The sequence below is a fragment of the Microtetraspora niveoalba genome, from assembly GCF_001570405.1.
Classification (GTDB): Bacteria; Actinomycetota; Actinomycetes; order Streptosporangiales; family Streptosporangiaceae; genus Microtetraspora; species Microtetraspora niveoalba.
This window is the reverse complement of sequence record NZ_BBYM01000006.1, coordinates 132,007-149,526: the sequence shown is the minus strand read 5'-3', so window position 1 is coordinate 149,526 and position 17,520 is coordinate 132,007. Positions and strand designations below refer to the sequence as shown.

Genomic DNA, 17,520 nt, shown 5'->3' with positions numbered 1-17,520 from the left:
AGGCTGGGGCCATGATCGAACCGTCGGCGGGACCGGCCGGGGCCGTGCTCTCCTCCGCCGCTCCGCCGGGCGCGCCCGGCGCGGACCTGATCGCCCGTCTCGTACGGCTCGCGCCCCGCGAGGGCCCGGTGACCGTGCTCAAGCGGAGCGCCGGGACCGGCTCGGCCCCCGGGTCCTCACCAGTGGAACCGGCGGACAGGGTCGTCCCCCCTCGCCCGGGCACGGCGGACGCCGCCACCGACCCCCAGCGCGCCGGGGGCGGGGTCGTGGTGGTCCGGGTGGGCGACGTCGTGCTCAAGGCGCATCCCGAGGGGACGTCGGAGGACGACCTGCGGGCCCGGCTGGACGTGGCGGGGCGGCTGCCCGGCCTGATGCTCGCCCCGCTCGGCATGGAGCGGCTGGACGCCCGGTTGGTCACGATCTGGCCGGCGGGCGAGCCGCTGACCCCCGCCGACCTGGAGGCCGGGGACGACGACGCGCCGTGGGAGGAGGGGGCGCGGCTGCTGGCCCGGCTGCACGCGCTTCCCGCGCCGCCGGAGCTTCCTCCGGCGGGCGGCACGGCGCGGCTCACGCGGGCCGTCGCCGCGCTCGACGGCCTGCCCGGCGTCCCGCCCGCGATCCGCGCCGCGTACGGGACCCTTCCCTGGAGCAGCCTCGCCGCCGGTCGCCGGGAACCGCGGCCGACCGCGACGCGGTCCGCGCTGGTCCACGGGGACTGGCACCTCGGGCAGCTCGTCAGGATCGGCGGGGCCTGGACGTTGATCGACCCGGACGACCTCGGATGGGGCGACCCGGCGTGGGACCTGGCCCGCCCGGCCGCCTGGTTCGCCTCCGGCCTGCTCGCCACGTCGGCCTGGGACCGGTTCCTCGGCGCCTACCTGGCGGCGGGCGGCGTCGCGGTCGGCCCGGACGATCCGTGGAGGGAACTCGACCCGCCGGCCCGGGCGTTGACCGTCCAACTGGCCGCCACGGCGGTCGCGACGGCGCGGCGGGCCGGGCGGCCGCTCGACGGGACGGCGCGGGCGCTGGTGTCCTCCTGCGAGAGGATCCTCGCGTCCGCACGGGCCTGACCCGGGGGCGCGGCCGAGCAGTGCCCGGCACCACCCAGCACCACCCGAGCAGCGACCCAGCAGCACAGCACCACCCGAGCAGCACAGCGGTACCCAGCCGGTTACCCGATCAAGGAGACAGATCTGATGCAGTGCCCCAAGTGCCGCGGGAACATGCGGACGTTCGACCGCAACGGGATCCACATCGAGCAGTGCGACAACTGCCGCGGCATCTTCCTCGACTACGGCGAGCTGGAGACGCTGACCCGCCTGGAGAGCCAGTGGGCGCAGCAGCACTACGCGCCGCCGCCGCCGCCCGCGCACGGCGCTCCGGCCTGGGGCGCCCCGCACGGCGGCCACCACGGGCACCACCACCGCCACGAGCGGAGCTGGGTGGGCATGCTGTTCTCGAGCTGACCGCGTCCCCGGCGACGCGAAAGGCCGCGATCTCACGGGATCCCCGTGAGATCGCGGCCTTCGTCGTCGTACCGGCCCCTCGCGCGCGGCGAGCGGGAGGACAGCCCCGCGGCCGGGGCGTCAGGCCGGGAAGTCGTCCGGGGAGACGTCGCTCGTCGACGCGTTGCCCCCGATCATCTTGTTGAGGGTCAGCGTCCAGGTGTCCCAGCGGATCTGCGTCGCCGTGTACGTCGTCTTGTACGGCAGCGGGTCGTCGAACTTCTGGTAGACGCAGTTGCGGGTGAACCCCCGCGCGGCGCGGTCGTAGTCGACGCCGCTCGTGAAGTAGACGCGGTACTTGCCGTCCTTGATGTTCGTCACCTTGGCCGTCGAGTTCTTGCGCACGTACACGCTGACGGCCTTCCTCTTGCCGAGGACCAGGCTGACGACGCTGTCGCCGGCCGTGCCGTTCTTCACGGTGAGGGTGCCCCTCCCGCCCCGGACGGCCGACGCGAGGATGGTGCCGTTGCCGAGCCGGCGGGTCCGCTCCTTCGGCGGCGTGAAGGCGATCACGCCTCCCTTGTAGTCGCCGCCTCCGGCGAGGTCGGCCCCGGCCTCCTTCAGGCCGCCGAACTCGCTCGACTTGCCGAGCCGGGCGAGCACGCTCGACGCGGTGCACAGCGACCGGTCGTCCACGGCCTGGCCCAGATCGTCCAGCTTGCCGTTCATCGCGCGCAGCGCGGCGAGGTAGTCGGTGTGCTCGGTGCCGATCTCGGCGGGCGGCCGCAGCGGCCCGAGCCGCTCGGCCGCCGTCTCCACCGCGCTCCGCGCCCGCTGGACGCGCTGGCCGAGCGACTTGAGCGTGCGGGCCTTGGAGATGTCCCGCAGCGCCGTCCCGACCGGCCCGCCCGCCGCGTCCAGTTCGACCTGGTACGCCTCGGGGGTGAGCGCGGGCGCGGCGTCGGACGACGACGCCGCGTCCTTCCCGGTCCCGGCGGCGGCGTCGCCGGGACCGGAGGAGGCGCCGTTCCCGATCGAGGTGCAGGCCGTCAGGGTCAACGTCAGGCTCGCGGCGAGCGCGAGCGCGGAGAGTCGCGGGGAGATCACTCGTATAACTTTCCCGACAGCCGTCAGGATGTGTCAACCTGGAACTTTCCTGGCAAGGCTCTCTCAAGGGGCATCGATCTCGATCAGCCCCCTTTCGCGGTCGGCCATGAGCCACCGCCGCACCCCGATCGACCGGAGAAACGGCAGGTCGTGGCCGGCCACCAGCAGCGCACCCCGGTAGGCCGCCAGCGCCTGTGAGAGTTGCCGCACACTCGCGAGGTCGAGGTTGTTGGTCGGCTCGTCCATCAGCAGGAGCTGCGGCGCCGGCTCGGCCGACAGCAGCGCGGCCAGCACGGCCCGGAAACGCTCGCCGCCGGAGAGCGTGCCCGCCGCCCGCTCGACCCGGTCGCCCCGGAAGAGGAACCTGGCGAGCTGCGCCCTGGCCGCGTTCACCGACGTGGACGGGGCGAACGCGCGGACGTTCTCCAGGACGCTGCGTGCGTCGTCGAGCACGTCGAGCCGTTGCGGCAGGTAACGCGCCGGGACGTCCGCCCGGATGCCTCCGTACGTGTCGAGCTCCCCGGCGATCCTCCTGAGCAGGGTGGTCTTCCCCGACCCGTTGGCCCCGAGCAGGGCGATCCGTTCCGGGCCGCGCACGACGAGCTGCTCCAGCACCTTGCCGCCGCCTGCCCGGCCGGTCGCCTTCCCGCCGGCGGCGGGCGCGTACGCGGGGCCGCGCAGCGCCGGGCCGGTGACGGTCAGGACCGTGCGGCCCGCGGGGACCTCGGTCCTGGGCAGCTCCACCCGGATCTCGGCGTCGTCGCGCACCGCCTCCTCCGCCTCGGCCAGCCGTTCCCGCGCCCCGGCCAGCTTCTCCTGGTGCATGATGCGGTGCTTGCCCGCCGCCACCTGGGCCTGGCGCTTGCGCTCCTGCATGATGATCTTCGGCTCGCGCTTCTGCTCGTACATCTTCCTGCCGTACCGCAGCCTGCGGTCGAGCTTGGTCCTGGCCTCGGCAAGCTCCCGCTTCTGACGGCGCAGGTCGCCCTCGGCGACGCGGACCATCCGCTCCGCCGCCTCGTGCTCGACCGCCAGCACCTCCTCGTACTCGCTGTAGGTGCCGCCGAACGTCCTGCGGACCGGGAGGTCGACGATCTGGTCGACCAGGTCGAGCAGCGTACGGTCGTGGCTGACGACGACCATGGTCCTCGTCCACGACGTGACGACGTCGTACAGGCGTTCTCGCGCGTCCAGGTCGAGGTTGTTGGTCGGCTCGTCGAGCAGCAGCACGTCGGGCTGCCGCATGAAGAGCGCGGCCAGGCCGACGAGGATCGTCTCCCCGCCGGACAGCGTCGCCACCGTGCGGTCGAGGCCGACCGCGCCGAGGCCGAGGCGGGCCAGCTCGGCCTCGGCGCGCTCCTCCACGTCCCAGACGACCGCGTCGAAGTCGACGCCGTCGATCTCGCCGCGCTCCACGGCGTGCAGCGCGGCGCGCGCGGGTGTGATGCCGAGCAGGTCGCCGACCGTACGGCTCGCGCCGAGGGGGAGGTTCTGCGGCAGGTAGCCGACCTCCCCGCCGACGCTGACCGTGCCCCCGGCGGGGGCGAGCTCTCCGGCGATGATCCTGAGCAGCGTGGACTTGCCTGAGCCGTTCACCCCGACCAGTCCGGTACGGCCGGTGCCGAAGGCCAGGTCGAGGCCGTCCAGCACCGCGGCGCCGTCGGGCCACGAGAAGGACAGGTCACTGCAGACGATGGAAGAAGACATGAGGCGGCTCCCCTGGGGCGTGGCGTGGAAAGCGGCGGCGCGGCCGCGAGACAGGCGAGGACACCGCGGGCACATGCCCGATGGGAGGGACGCCCTGGCGGGGAGGACCCGGCACGAGGGAGTGGTCCGCTGAGGTCGATGCGCCGACCGGCCGCGATGGGCGGCGGTCACGGGCGCGGTGTCGGCGACCTCAGAACTTCAACGGACTCTCCGAGCGGAAGGCGGCAGGGCGGGATCACGGTACCCACGCCTCCCCCGCGGACGCCACCCATTAACGGCGCGTTCCCGGCGATTCGCCACCGCGAGAAGAACATCGTCTTCATCGTTGACGATGTTTTGTCTCCACCGTTAATCTTGTCTCCACCGGAGACGATGTTCGGCGCATCCCGCGGAAGCGGGACTCCGCGTCGGGCGTGGTAGTAATGAGAGCCCACGGAGGAGGCCGGACAGACAAGTTGGTGCGCCATGACCGAGCACTTCCTCGGCGTTCTCGGCATCGGCGAGGCGCTGGGAGTGAGCCGGCACGCGGTGCACAAGTGGCGCGCCCGCTATCCGAGCGGTTCGAGTCACCCGTTTCCCGAGCCCGACGTCGACGTCGATGGGGCTCCCGGCTGGCGGGCTGACCGGCTGGACGAGATCGTGCGGTGGCGCGACGGCCTGCCGGGCCGCGGCGCGGGCGGCGGCCGTCCCTCCGCCGCACGCCAGGAGTACCTCAAGGCGGCGGCCGCGCGCGGCTTCACCCGCGACGAGGCGATGCGCGCGCTCGCCACGTTCACCGAAGAGTTTCCGGAGATGACCGAGCCGGAGATCTGCGCCTGGCTCATCGAGAGCTGGCGCCGGTAGCGCTTCCGGCGACACGCCCCAATGCACGGAAGGGGATGCCGCATGCCCGAAATCGGCGGAGACACCGCACCCGGATTCGAAGGAGTGCGTGACGCGTTCGCGGCCAATCTGGCCGGAGGTCAGGAGGTGGGCGCGGCGGTCGCCGTCTACCTGCACGGCAGGAAGGTCGTCGACCTGTGGGGAGGAGTCGCCGACCCCGGAACCGGCCGCCCCTGGGAGCGCGACACCCTGCAGGTCGTGTTCTCCACCACGAAGGGCGTCACCGCCGCCTGCGCACACCTGCTGGCCCAGCGGGGCGAGCTGGACCTCGACGCGCCCGTCGCCGAGTACTGGCCCGAGTTCGCCGCGAACGGGAAGGACCGCGTCCCGGTCCGCTGGCTGCTCACCCACCAGGCCGGACTGCCCGCGCTCGACCACCCGATCACGCCGGCGGAGGCGATCGCCTGGCACCCCATGGTGACCGCGCTGGCCGCGCAGCGCCCCTTCTGGGAACCGGGCACCGAGCACGGCTACCACGCGCACACGTACGGCTGGCTGGTCGGGGAGGTCGTCCGCCGGGTGACCGGCCGCGGCATCGGCACGTTCCTCGCCGACGAGATCGCCGCGCCGCTCGGCCTCGACCTGTGGATCGGGCTGCCGGAGACCGAGCACCACCGGGTCAGCCGGATCGTCGCCGACCCGATCGACATGGACGCGTTCGCCCGGATCGACCTGGACACCCTCCCCGGACCCGCACGCGAGGTGATGCGGGCCTACGCCGATCCCACGTCGCTGACCAGGCGCGCGATGGGCGTCGTCACGCCGCCGCTCGACCACGACGACCCGGCCGAGCGGTCCGCCGAGATGCCCTCGACCAACGGCATCTGCACGGCCCGCGCGCTGGCCCGCTTCTACGCCGCGCTCATCGGCGAGGTCGACGGGCATCGCATACTCGCGCCGGAGACCCTGGCCGCGGCGACCGCGGAGCGGGTCAGCGGGATCGACCGCGTCCTGCGGGTGCCCGTCCGGATCGGCACCGGCTTCGGCCTGCCGACCCCCGACGCCTTCTGGTACAGCCCGACCGCCTTCGGGTTCCCCGGGTACGGCGGCTCGCTCGGCTTCGCCGACCCGGCGAACGGCCTCGCCTTCGGCTATGTCATGAACCGCGTCCAGGAAGGCGTGCCGGACCGGAGGGCCGCCTCCCTCCTCGACGCGGTCCGCCGTACGATCGGGGCCCGGGGCCGGTGAACGGCTTCGACGGCCGAGCCTTCCGGAGTCCCGCCCCCGCGGACGTCACCGCGCCGCCGCCCGCCGGTGTCCGGCGTGGCGAACGTCACTGGAGTGACAAACGGCTACCCCCCTGGATGAGGTGACCATGTGACGGGTAAGGTAACGCTGGCCTAAATAAGGGTCGCCTTACTCGATCTCGCAGGAGCGGCACAGTGTTCGCGAGCTACCTCATCGGCCTCCGAGAGGGCCTGGAGGCCACCCTCGTGGTCTCCATCCTCGTCGCCTTCCTCGTGAAGAGCGACCGCCGCGACCGCCTGCCGCTCGTGTGGGCGGGCGTGGCCGCGGCGGTCCTCCTCTCCATCGGGTTCGGCGCCCTCCTCACCTTCACGGCCGCGCATCTGAACCAGACGCAGCAGGAGCTGTTCGACGCCGTCACGTCGCTCGCCGCGACCGTGTTCGTCACGTTCATGATCTTCTGGATGCGCACGGCGGCGCGGCGCATGTCCGGCGAGCTGCGCGAGAAACTCGGCCACGCGCTGGAGCTGGGCTCCACCGCCGTCGTCGTCATGGCGTTCCTCGCCGTGGCCAGGGAGGGGCTGGAGACGGCCCTCCTGTGGTTCGCCGCCGCCCAGGGCGCCTCGGCCACCTCCAGCCCGCTGATCGGCATCTCCCTCGGGCTGCTCACCTCCGTGGTGCTGGGCTGGGGCCTCTACAAGAGCGCGCTGCGGATCAACCTCACCAAGTTCTTCACCTGGACCGGCCTGCTGCTGATCCTGGTCGCCGCGGGCATCTTCAAGTACGGCGTGCACGACCTGCAGGAGGCGGGCGTCGTCCCCGGCCTGAGCACGTACGCCTTCGACATCAGCGGCGTGCTGGACCCGAGCGCGTGGTACTCGGCCCTCCTGAGCGGCATGTTCAACATCACGGCGCAGCCCAGCGTGCTGGAGACGGTCGCGTGGGTCGCCTACGCCGTTCCGGTCCTCATCCTCTTCCTGCGGCCGTCGGGCCGTCCCAAGGCGACGCCGGGCCCCGCCGTGCCGGCCGGTGGGACGCCCACCGTGCCCGCCTCCTGACGACGGGCCTTCCCTTCTCCCCCGACATCCCATCGAGCCTGTCCCAGAACTGGAGTCCTCCGCTATGCGCACCCCCGCCGTCGTCGCCGTGGCCGCCCTCGGCCTGCTCGCCGCCGCCTGCTCCGGCACGGCCGACACGTCCGCCTCCGGCGGCTCCGGCAAGCCGGACAAGATCACCGTGGCGGCGAGCGACACCGAGTGCAAGGTCGCCGCGACGGAGCTGACCGCGGGCACCTCGACGTTCGCGATCACCAACAGCGGCAGCAAGGTGACGGAGTTCTACGTCTACGCGGGCGGCGACCGGGTGATGGGCGAGGTGGAGAACATCGTGCCCGGCCTCACCCGCGAGGTAATGGTCGAGCTGCCCGCCGGCACGTACGAGACGGCGTGCAAGCCGGGCATGGTCGGCAAGGGCATCAGGAACCCGCTGAAGGTGACGGGCGAGCACAAGCCGCTGAGCGACGACGCCAAGCTCGCCGAGGCCACCGCGAGCTACAAGCGCTACATCAAGAGCCAGAGCGAGACGCTGCTCGCCAAGACCCAGGAGTTCGTGGACGCCGTCAAGGCCGGCGACGTCGACAAGGCCAAGCAGCTCTACCCCGTCTCCCGCACGTACTGGGAGCGCATCGAGCCGGTGGCCGAGATCTTCGGCGACCTCGACCCGGCGATCGACGCCCGCGAGAACGACGTCGAGAAGGGCGAGGAGTGGACCGGCTTCCACCGCCTGGAGAAGGACCTCTGGGTGAAGAAGGACGTCAGCGAGGACGGCCCGATCGCCGACAAGCTGATGGCCGACATCAAGACCATCGTCGAGAAGGCCAACGAGGCGACGCTCTCCCCGCTCCAGCTCGGCAACGGCGCGAAGGGCCTGCTCGACGAGGTCGCCACCGGCAAGATCACCGGCGAGGAGGACCGCTACTCGCACACCGACCTGTGGGACTTCGACGCCAACCTCCAGGGGTCCAAGGCCGCGGTGCAGGCGCTGCGCCCGGTCTTGGAGGAGCGCGACGCCGCGCTGGTGAAGACGCTCGACGAGAAGTTCGCCGCCGCCGAGGCCGCGCTGGAGGCGCACCGCTCGGGTGACGGCTGGAAGCTGCACACCGACCTGTCCAAGGACGACCTGAAGAAGCTGTCCGACGTGATCAACGCTCTGGCCGAGCCGATCAGCCGGATCGCCGCCGTCGTGGGCAAGTGACCCCGGCGGCCGTACAGGGACGGAGCAGGGCATGAACATCAGCCGCAGGAAGCTGTTCGGGCTCGGCGCCGCGGGCGTGGCCGCCGTCGGCGCGGGCGCGGTCGCGGGCCGCTCCCTGGCCGGCGACCCGCCCGGGGTCGCGCACGCCGCGACGTCGTCCGCCCCGGTGCCGTTCTACGGCGCCCACCAGGCCGGGATCGTCACCCCGGCCCAGGACCGGCTGCACTTCGTCGCGTTCGACGTGACGACCGACAAGCGGGACGAGCTGGTCGAGCTGCTCCAGGACTGGACGTCCGCCGCCGCGCGGATGACGCAGGGCCAGGAGGCGGGGACGTTCGGCGCGGTCGGCGGCGACCGCGAGGCGCCCCCGGACGACACCGGCGAGGCCCTCGGGCTGCCCGCGTCCGGCCTGACCCTGACAGTCGGCTTCGGCGCGTCGCTGTTCGACGACAGGTTCGGCCTCGCCGGCCGGAAGCCGGCCGGCCTGGCCGACCTGCCCGCCTTCCGCGGCGACGACCTCACGCCGGAGATCTCGGGCGGCGACATCTGCGTGCAGGCGTGCGCGAACGACCCGCAGGTGGCGGTGCACGCGATCCGCAACCTCGCCAGGATCGGGTTCGGCAAGGTGTCGGTGCGCTACTCGCAGCTCGGCTTCGGCCGGACGTCCTCGACGTCCCGCGCCCAGGCGACCCCGCGCAACCTCATGGGTTTCAAGGACGGCACCGCCAACCTCAAGCTGGAGGACACCCAGCTCCTGCGCGAGCAGCTCTGGGCGGCGGCCGGCGACGGCCAGGCGTGGATGGACGGCGGCAGCTACCTGGTCACCCGCAAGATCCGGATGCACATCGAGACCTGGGACCGAGCGCCGCTGTCGGAGCAGGAGGTCATCTTCGGCCGCGACAAGGGCGAGGGCGCCCCGCTGACCGGCGCGAAGGAGTTCGACGAACCCGACCTCGCAAAGAACGGCCCCGACGGGCAGCCCGTGATCGCGGGCAACGCCCACGTGCGGCTCGCCCACCCGTCGGTCCACGGCGGCGCCCGGCTGCTGCGGCGCGGCTACAACTACGTGGACGGCTCCGACGGCCTCGGACGTCTCGACGCCGGGCTGTTCTTCATGGCGTACCAGCGGGATCCGCACAAGCAGTTCGTGCCGATCCAGCGGGAGCTGGCCGCCAAGGACGCGCTCAACGAGTACATCAAGCACGTCTCCAGCGGCCTGTTCGCCTGCCCGCCCGGGGTGACGGACGCGGGCGACTACTGGGGGCGCGCGCTCTTCACCTGACGCGGCCGGGCGCGCCGCACCGGCCGCGCCGGAGACACCGCGAGGCGTCCCGTCACACGGCCGGCGCGGGCCGTTCCGCCCCTGCCACGCGGGTTGCCTCACAGGATCGCCTCAGTCACTCGCAACGCGGCTTTCACATGAGCGCGATCCACTATCCTCCCGATATGCCCGAGTCCTCTGGGGGACGACTCGCCTCTCGTTACCTCCTGCGCCGTCAACTTGGCAGCGGCGGGATGGGCACGGTCTGGCTGGCCTGGGACGAGATGCTCGAACGCCAGGTGGCGATCAAGGAGCTCCGCCTGCCCGACGGCCTCGACGAGGCGGAGCGCGCCCACGCAGTCGAACGCGCCGTACGCGAGGCGCGAGCCGCCGCGCAGGTCCGGCACCCCGGCATCGTCAGCCTCCACGACGTGCTGGTCCACGACCAGCGGCCGTGGATCATCATGGAGCTGCTGCACGGCCGTACGCTGGCGGACGAGGTCAGGGAACGCGGACCGCTGCCCCCGGAACGGGCCGCCCGTGTGGGCGCGGAGGTGCTCGACGCCCTGCGTGAGGCGCACGCGCACGGCGTCCAGCATCGGGACGTCAAACCGGCGAACGTCTTCCTGAGCGACGACGGGCGCACGGTGCTGACCGACTTCGGCATCGCGCGGCTGGAGGGACAGGTCACGCTGACGGCGGCCGACGCCACGATCGGATCACCGGGCTTCATCGCCCCGGAGCGGCTCGACGGCGCGACCGGCGGCCCCGCCTCGGACCTGTGGTCCCTCGGCGCCACCCTCTACCTCGCGGCCGAGGGCGCCCCCGCGTACGGCGGGAGCCCGGTCGAGCGGATCGAGGCCACGCTGCGCAGCAGGACCGCCCCGCCGCCTCGGCGCGCGGGCGCCCTCGGGCCGCTGCTGATGTGGATGATGGACCGCGATCCCGCCGTCCGGCCGGACACCGCGACCGCGCATCGCCTGCTCGCCGACGTCGCCGCGGGCCGCTCGCCCGAGCTGCCGCCCGTCCCGGTCTCCCCCTCGCCCGCTCCGGCGGGGCCGATCGCCCCCGGGCCCGGCCATCCCGGGCCGCGGGGCGGCCAGGGGGGCGCGCCTTTCGCGGGCGCGACCGGCTACCCCGTATGGCAGGGCGCGGGAGGGCCGGGCCATACGGCGGTCGTCGCCGACCACTCCGGCCCGCACGGCGTCGCCTTCCCTGGCGCCCACGGCACACGCACCGGCCCCACCCACCCCTCCCTGCCGAACGCGCCGGACCCCTCCGGTCCGACGGCGGCCACGAGACGGCGCGGGTTCCTGGTCGGCGGCGCCACGGCGCTGGTGGCGGCCGCCGCCGCCGTGGCGCTCGTCGTGCTCCCCTCGGACGGCGGCGACCGCACCTCGCCGTCGTTCGCGCTCCCCGTGGACTTCTGCGGCCTGCTCACCGCCGACCAGGTCCACCAGATCATCCGTACGGCGCCTGCGCCGAAGGGCACGGTGGCGGAGGCGGGCTGCGAGTGGGCGGTCAGCGGGGAGGGCGTCAGCCTCATCCCCAAGACGGACTCCGACACCCCCGACCCCTGGGCCATGACGGAGGAGTCCTCCCGGCTGCTGTACGAGAGCCTCGCGAAGAAGTACGCCAAGGGCAGCAAGGGCGACTGGACCTGGAAGGAGATCGGGCAGACCCGGCCGATCGCGTTCGTGCAGACCACGCCCCGGCCCGTCGAGGGCGTGGGCGACGAAGCGCTCGCCTACGAGTTCACGACGGCGCGGGGCCACGTGTACACCGGCGTGGTGCTGTTCCGGTTGGGCGACCTCGTGGTGGAGGCCGCCTATTCGACGCTCTCGACGACGCCCACCGACGACGACATCCGCAGCACGGTGCTCACCGCCGCCCGCATGGCCGACGCCGCGCTGCGCGCGAAGGGATGAGCGGCGTGCTGCTGGCCGGTCGGTACCGCCTGCTGGAGACCCTCGGCGAGGGCGGGGCCGGCACCGTGTGGCGTGCCAGGGACGAGATGCTGCACCGCGACGTCGCGGTGAAGGACATCCGGGTGCCGCCGGGCCTGACCGACGAGGACCGGCGCGCCTTCGGCGGGCGGGCGATCCAGGAGGCCCGGTCGGCCGCGCGGCTCAACCATCCGGCCATCGTGGTCATCCACGACGTCGTCGTCGACCGGGACCGGCCCTGGATCGTGATGGATCTGATCGGCGGCCGGTCGCTGGACCGCCAGATCAAGGACGGCGGGCCGCTGCCCCCGCATCGGGTCGCCGAGATCGGCTTGCGCCTCCTCGGTGCCCTCTCGGCCGCGCACGCCCAGGGAATGCTGCACCACGACGTCAAACCCGGCAACGTCCTGCTCGACGAGCACGGCCGGGCCCTGCTCGCCGACTTCGGCATCGCCGTTCCGGCCGCCGGGACGGGCGGCACGGGCGGAACGGCCGGTTCGCCGGAGCCGGGCCCGTCGTTCACGACGGCGGGGTCTCCGGGGTACGCGGCGCCGGAGCGGCTCTCCGGCGGCGCCGCCACACCCGCTTCCGACCTGTGGTCGCTGGCCGCGACGCTGTACACGGCGGTCGAGGGGCGGGCTCCGTTCAAGCGCGAGCTGGCGCTCGCCGTCACCGCGGCGGTCCTGTTGTACGACCCGCCGCGGCCGCTGCGCGCGGGGCCCGTGCTCGGCCCGCTCCTGCTCGCCATGCTGGCCAAGGACCCGGCCGCCCGTCCTTCCCCCGACGCGGTGAGCGAGGCCCTGCGCGCCGTGGTCTCGCAGGGCCCGGACGCCCGTCTCGGCCCCGCGCCGGCCGCCCCCGGGCCCCAGACGTCGCCCGCACATCCCCGGCCCGGCGTCGATCCGTACGCCATGCCCGCGCAGGGCGTCGGCGCGCCGTCGTCGCCCACGCGAACGCTCATCGCCGCACCACCGTCCCCGGCCGCGTACGCCGACGTGCCCGAGCACGCGTCGGCATCCGGCACCCTGCCCGCCTCCGGGCACGGCGCCGCTCGCCCCGGGAAGCGGAAGCCGCTGCTGGTCGTGGCGGGCGTGGTCCTCGTCCTGGCCGTCACCGGTACGGCGGGCTGGCTGGCCCTCCGGCCGGACGCCGCGCCCGCGACGACCACGAGCGGCACGGGCGCGGTCCGCTTCCCGACGGCCCCGAACCCCTGTGGCCTGCTAACCGACGGCCAGGCGGGCGGGCTTCTCGGCGGCGCCACCGACACCTCGACGGCCGACGGCGAGTGCGCATGGCGGTTCCGCAGGAACGGGGTCGTCTGGCGAACCGTCACCATTCAGGTGCGGGCCGAGCGGAGCGGGGACGCCGCCCGGCTCTCCCTCGCCGCCCGACGTTCCGCTCAGGCGTCGTTGCGGGGGGCCTCCTTCCCGGAGATCACGTCCGCGGTCCGGGACGTACCCGGCACCGGCACCGACGGCTTCGCCCAGGACGTGTCGAACTCCTTCCAGAAGTCCACCACCAGCACGGTCTGGTTCCGGATCGACAATCTGATCGCCGAGGTGCGGTACCACCGGCTGGACGGCCCCAAGGTCACCCCCGCCGTCCGCCGTACGGCGGAAAGCGCCGCCGCACTCGCCGCGGAAGCGATCGGCCGCGCCTGAGCCCCGAGGAGACCACATGGACAGCCAGGAACACGGCCCGGGCCGCCCGGACGAGGGCGCGGACGACGGCCGCACGCCGGCCTGGCCCGGCCATCCCGCCACACCGCCCGCACCGCCGCCCGGAGGGGCCGCGCCGTGGTCACCGAACGGACCCGTCCCACCCGGGGCGTTCCCGTCGGGTGGACCGGCCGCGCCGCCGCAGGCGTCCTGGCCGAACGGCCCGGGGGGCATGCCGGCGGGCGCCCACCCCTCCCCTGGCTCCGCCGCGCCCGACGGGCAGAACGGGCACCCCGGCCCCGCCTCCAGTGGCCCGGGAGCGCCTCCCCAGCGGTCCTGGCCCTACGGGGTGAGCGGGCAGAGCGGGGTGAGCGGGCAGAGCGGGCCGAACGGCCCCGGCGCCCCCTATGGGCCCGCGTCCCACGGACCGGGCGGGCAGTACGGGCCCGCGGGGCACCATGGGCCGGGACCTGCGCCCGGACCGCCGAACGGGCCGCCGAACGGGCCGCCGAACGGGCCGCCGAACGGACCGCCGAACGGACCGATGGGGCCCACCGGGCCGACGGCGTTGAGCGCGCTCGTCACACCGGTGCCGCCTCGCCGTCGCGGCCGGATGGTCCCGGCCGTGGCCGCCGTCGCCGCGCTGGCCGCGGCCGGGGCGGTGACCACCTTCTTCGTGCTCCGCGACGACGAGGGGCCGGGCGGCGCCGTCGCCAAGCGCCCGGCGGGCGCGGCGTCCCCGGCCACGGCCAAGGCCGCCGCGCCGGACGCGTGCGCCATGCCGCGCCGCGCGACGGTGGAGCGATTGGTCCCCCAGGCGCAGAGCAGCAGGGACACCCGGGACCACAGAGACGAAAGCGGCTACATCACCTGGGCCTGCAGTCTGCGCAACGACAACTTCTCCTTCGGGGAGTACGTCAGGTCCCGCAGCATCGAGATCAAGCTGACCCGGTACGACGCGGACGGCGAGAAGACCGCCGTGCGCGTCGCCCGGGACTCCTACGACGCCGAGCTGACGTCGGGGAAGTACTCCGAGGCCAATTCGACCAAGGAGTACTACAGCTCCAAGGTCCGCACGCTGTCCGGCGTCGGCGAGGAGGCGTTCGCCCGCTACACCTGGGCGCGGGACGAGAAGAGCAACAACAACAAGTACTCCTTCGGCCAGGCGGTCGGCCGCGTCGGCGACGTGGTGATCGAGGTGAAGTACCAGGCGAGCCAGCAGCGTAAGGACGCGCCCATCCTCTCCTCGGACGGCGTGCAGGGCGTGACCGAGGAGAACGCGCTCCGCGAGGTCTCGGGGCTCGCCGGCGAGGTGGCGGCGTCGGTGGCGGCGTGGCGGGACGGGCACGGCCCCACCCTGGCGGCGGACCCGACCGGAGACGCGGGCGGGGACACGGGCGCCTCCGGCCCCACCCCCGCCGTCTCGCCGTCGGAGGACCCCTCCGCGTCGCCGACCCCGGTCGCGCTGCCCGCGCCGTGTACGCGGGTGTCGGCGGCCGCGCTGCGCTACTCGCCGGGCGCCACGCCGAAGGCCATCCAGACGCAGGACGGGGCGTCCACGACCACGGACTGCATCTGGCTGACCCGGGACATGGCGGCGGGCACCGGCGTGCGGATGCGCAACATGGTCGTCACCCTCCAGCGGTTCACGAACCGGGTCGGAGCCGAGGATCCCAAGGGTGCCAAGAACCGGTTCATCGACCAGCGGGCGAGAGGCCGGAAATGGGCCGGGAGCGGCATCGGCGACGGCATGTTCTGGTACAAGTCGGCCGACATCAACGGTCTCGGTGACGCGGCCTACCGCCAGTACCGGACCAACCGGACACCCACGGTGCACGCGGGCATCGGCCACGTGGCCGTGCTGTACGGCTCGACGGTGGTCACCGTCGAGTTCTACGGCGCCGACCGGCCGAAGGGCGCACCGCTGAACTCCCCCAAGTCCACCCTGATGGGCGGCAAGGAGAGCGTGGCGGGCGCCCTGGCCATGGCGAGGGCGGTGATTCAGGCCCTCGCCGCGGGCTGACTCGGGCCGGCACGCCCGGCCCCGGTGGAAAGGGGCCGCCGGGCGGGAGCGGTCAGAGACGGGACCGGTAGACGGCGCGGGCCTTCTCGATCAGGTCGAGATGGTCGCGGAGCTGCCCCTCGCCGTCCAGCCGGGCCTGACCGCGTACCAGCTCCTCCAGCAGCCCCAGCCAGTGCAGGCACCACCGGACGTCCTCGGCGCGGGCGACGTGCCGTCCGGCCACGTCGAGATAGATCGGGCTGGTGTGGGCGTAGACCTGCCGGTGGAGCGAGCGGGGGTGCCTGCCGCCGGAGGCGATCGCGATGATGTACGTCGGCTCCGTCACGGTGAGCGCGGCGGTCAGCTCGCCGCCGCCTCCCTCGGCGAGCACTCCGTCGGCCGTGCGGATCTCCAGCCGCTCGACCTCGGGCCCGATCGCCTTGGCCCGGACCGTCACCCGGTCGCCGGGCGACAGGTTCAGGGTGTCGCCGATCTGGTGGCCGTCCACGCCCAGCTCCAGCCACGGCCCGGTGGTGGCGAACGTACGGCCCCGCTGGATGGCCTCGATGTACGCCTCGGTCGTCAGCGGACCGTCGAGCCGGGCGTAGACGCGCTCCCAGCCGGGCGGGCTGGAGACGGTCTCCTGCCGGGTGAACGACAACATGCTGTCGGTCCCGGCGAGCGCCGTGAGCCGGTTGCCCGCGCCGATCAGCCGCCGGTAGACCTCCGCGGTGCCGACGATGTCGGAGAAGTGCAGCAGCTCCATGCCGTCCACGAGGCCGAGCGCTGCGTCGACCACGACCGCCCTGGCCGAGCAGTTCCTGCGCCCCACGCCGATGATCTCCTCCGGCGTGCTGATCGGAGCGTGGAAAGGGTGGGCGTAGGCGAGCACCGCCCCCGTCTCCCGCATCTCGCCGCAGGCGGCGCCGTTGGGCGGCCAGTCGGCCTCGCCGCCGAACCCGGTGTGGAAGCGCATGGGCGGGGTGGTCACCCCGAACGCGTGGACGTGCCCGAACAGGTCGTTGCGGTACTCCACGCCCATGCGGGCGATGTGCCCGGCGTCCGACCAGGGCAGGTCCCGGCCCGCCCAGTGCTGGAGCGCCTCCCGGTCGTAGACGCGCTCGCCGGAGACGTTCCCGGCGACGAGGTTGAGCACGTGCAGGTCCTCGCCGTGCTGCATCGACGCCGCGGCCGCGGGCGGGGCGACGAGGTCGCCGGCCCAGTTGAGGTGCACGTGGAGGTCGGCGCCGTACCAGCCGCGGGCGGCGGCGTCGTAGATCCGCTCGGGGGTCAGCTCGACGAGCGTCTCCCCCCACGGCTCGGGCACGACGGCCGTCTCGGCCCACCCGTACTCCATGCCGCGGGTGACCTGGACGGTGAGCCTCTCCGCGGGGACGTCGAGCACGACGTCGTCGCCGTGGAAGAACGGCCGGCCGTGGTAGTCGAGGCGGTGCGGCGCACCCTCGGGGTACCAGCCCTGGCCGCCCTCCGATGTCACGCTCCAACGGCAGGGGAAGCCGGCGCGCAGCCGCAGCCGGGAGGGTACGGCGTGGCGGCGGAGCGGGGACAGGTCCACCGGCGCGCCGTCGACGGCGACCTCGGAGTCGCTCCTGATGTCCACGAGCAGCGCCCCGCGTGCCCCGATCTCGTACGGCCTGCCGTCCACCGTGACGGCGGTGGGCACGTCGCGCGAGGAGTCGACGATGAGCGCGACCCTGAGCGGTTCCGCGGCCACCACCGCGCGTACGGTCCCTGGCTCGAAGCGGTGGCCGTGGGGCGTGAGCCGGAGGGCGACGAGCCCGTCCGGCAGGGTCTCTCCGAGCACGTCCCGGAAGGCGGCGTCGAGATCGGCGCCGATGTCCATCCGGTCCGCCTCCTCAGGAAACCGGAGGAACGTCATCATGCGGACGTAGTCGAGCGGGGGTTCCCCCCAGGTGATCCCGTGCTCGGTCAGCAGGGCGCCGTACTCCTCCAGCGCGCGTGCCACCGTCGGCGGCAGCAGCGGGTCGTGATGCATGGTGCCTCCCCGTAGTGGATAACGGGGCCATGGTGACACGACACTCTGTGCGGAAAC

Annotated in this window: 13 protein-coding genes; 10 read left to right on the top strand and 3 right to left on the bottom strand. The window is 73.6% G+C overall.

The window, feature by feature from the left end; translation table 11 throughout:
• Positions 1 to 11 precede the first annotated feature (11 nt).
• Together AWQ70_RS06345 and AWQ70_RS06340 are read left to right on the top strand one after the other, a co-directional pair.
• Positions 12 to 1,070, top strand: a complete 1,059-nt coding sequence (locus AWQ70_RS06345) for a phosphotransferase family protein (RefSeq protein ID WP_084516578.1) — start codon at positions 12 to 14, stop codon at positions 1,068 to 1,070.
• A gap of 126 nt (positions 1,071 to 1,196) precedes the next feature.
• Complete coding sequence (locus tag AWQ70_RS06340) at positions 1,197 to 1,466, top strand: TFIIB-type zinc ribbon-containing protein (protein ID WP_067171657.1); 270 nt, start codon at positions 1,197 to 1,199, stop codon at positions 1,464 to 1,466.
• Between the two features lie 120 nt (positions 1,467 to 1,586).
• On the opposite strand, the gene AWQ70_RS06335 is transcribed toward AWQ70_RS06340, so the two are convergent.
• Together AWQ70_RS06335 and AWQ70_RS06330 are read right to left on the bottom strand one after the other, a co-directional pair.
• A complete protein-coding gene (locus tag AWQ70_RS06335; RefSeq protein ID WP_067171655.1) occupies positions 1,587 to 2,552 on the bottom strand; it encodes a hypothetical protein in 966 nt (321 codons plus the stop codon).
• Positions 2,553 to 2,615: 63 nt separating this feature from the next.
• Positions 2,616 to 4,259: an ABC-F family ATP-binding cassette domain-containing protein gene (locus AWQ70_RS06330; RefSeq protein WP_067171653.1), complete on the bottom strand. Its 1,644-nt coding sequence runs from the start codon at positions 4,257 to 4,259 to the stop codon at positions 2,616 to 2,618.
• Positions 4,260 to 4,724: 465 nt separating this feature from the next.
• Here AWQ70_RS06330 and AWQ70_RS06325 point away from each other — a divergent pair, with 465 nt between their 5' ends.
• The 8 genes from AWQ70_RS06325 to AWQ70_RS06290 all read left to right on the top strand — a co-directional run bounded on the left by AWQ70_RS06325 (position 4,725) and on the right by AWQ70_RS06290 (position 15,467).
• Entirely contained in the window at positions 4,725 to 5,102 is a 378-nt protein-coding gene (locus tag AWQ70_RS06325) for a hypothetical protein (protein WP_067171651.1), read from the top strand.
• A gap of 42 nt (positions 5,103 to 5,144) precedes the next feature.
• On the top strand, positions 5,145 to 6,329 hold the full coding sequence (locus AWQ70_RS06320; RefSeq protein WP_067171649.1) for a serine hydrolase domain-containing protein: 1,185 nt from the start codon (positions 5,145 to 5,147) through the stop codon (positions 6,327 to 6,329).
• A gap of 194 nt (positions 6,330 to 6,523) precedes the next feature.
• Positions 6,524 to 7,384, top strand: a complete 861-nt coding sequence (gene efeU / locus AWQ70_RS06315; protein WP_067171647.1) for an iron uptake transporter permease EfeU — start codon at positions 6,524 to 6,526, stop codon at positions 7,382 to 7,384.
• Between the two features lie 64 nt (positions 7,385 to 7,448).
• Positions 7,449 to 8,579 (top strand): iron uptake system protein EfeO, encoded by a 1,131-nt coding sequence (efeO, locus tag AWQ70_RS06310; RefSeq protein ID WP_067171645.1) that lies wholly within the window; start codon positions 7,449 to 7,451, stop codon positions 8,577 to 8,579.
• A gap of 31 nt (positions 8,580 to 8,610) precedes the next feature.
• Positions 8,611 to 9,861 carry an iron uptake transporter deferrochelatase/peroxidase subunit gene (gene efeB, locus AWQ70_RS06305; protein ID WP_067171642.1) on the top strand — a complete coding sequence of 417 codons (1,251 nt, stop codon included), beginning with the start codon at positions 8,611 to 8,613 and terminating at the stop codon, positions 9,859 to 9,861.
• A 164-nt stretch (positions 9,862 to 10,025) separates the two neighbouring features.
• Entirely contained in the window at positions 10,026 to 11,768 is a 1,743-nt protein-coding gene (locus AWQ70_RS06300) for a serine/threonine-protein kinase (RefSeq protein ID WP_169808624.1), read from the top strand.
• A gap of 5 nt (positions 11,769 to 11,773) precedes the next feature.
• Positions 11,774 to 13,447 (top strand): serine/threonine-protein kinase, encoded by a 1,674-nt coding sequence (locus AWQ70_RS38645; protein ID WP_169808623.1) that lies wholly within the window; start codon positions 11,774 to 11,776, stop codon positions 13,445 to 13,447.
• A gap of 622 nt (positions 13,448 to 14,069) precedes the next feature.
• Positions 14,070 to 15,467: a hypothetical protein gene (locus AWQ70_RS06290; protein ID WP_067171637.1), complete on the top strand. Its 1,398-nt coding sequence runs from the start codon at positions 14,070 to 14,072 to the stop codon at positions 15,465 to 15,467.
• Between the two features lie 52 nt (positions 15,468 to 15,519).
• On the opposite strand, the gene AWQ70_RS06285 is transcribed toward AWQ70_RS06290, so the two are convergent.
• Positions 15,520 to 17,463, bottom strand: coding sequence for a CehA/McbA family metallohydrolase (locus AWQ70_RS06285; protein ID WP_067171636.1), 1,944 nt, complete (start codon positions 17,461 to 17,463; stop codon positions 15,520 to 15,522).
• Between the last annotated feature and the right edge of the window lie 57 nt (positions 17,464 to 17,520).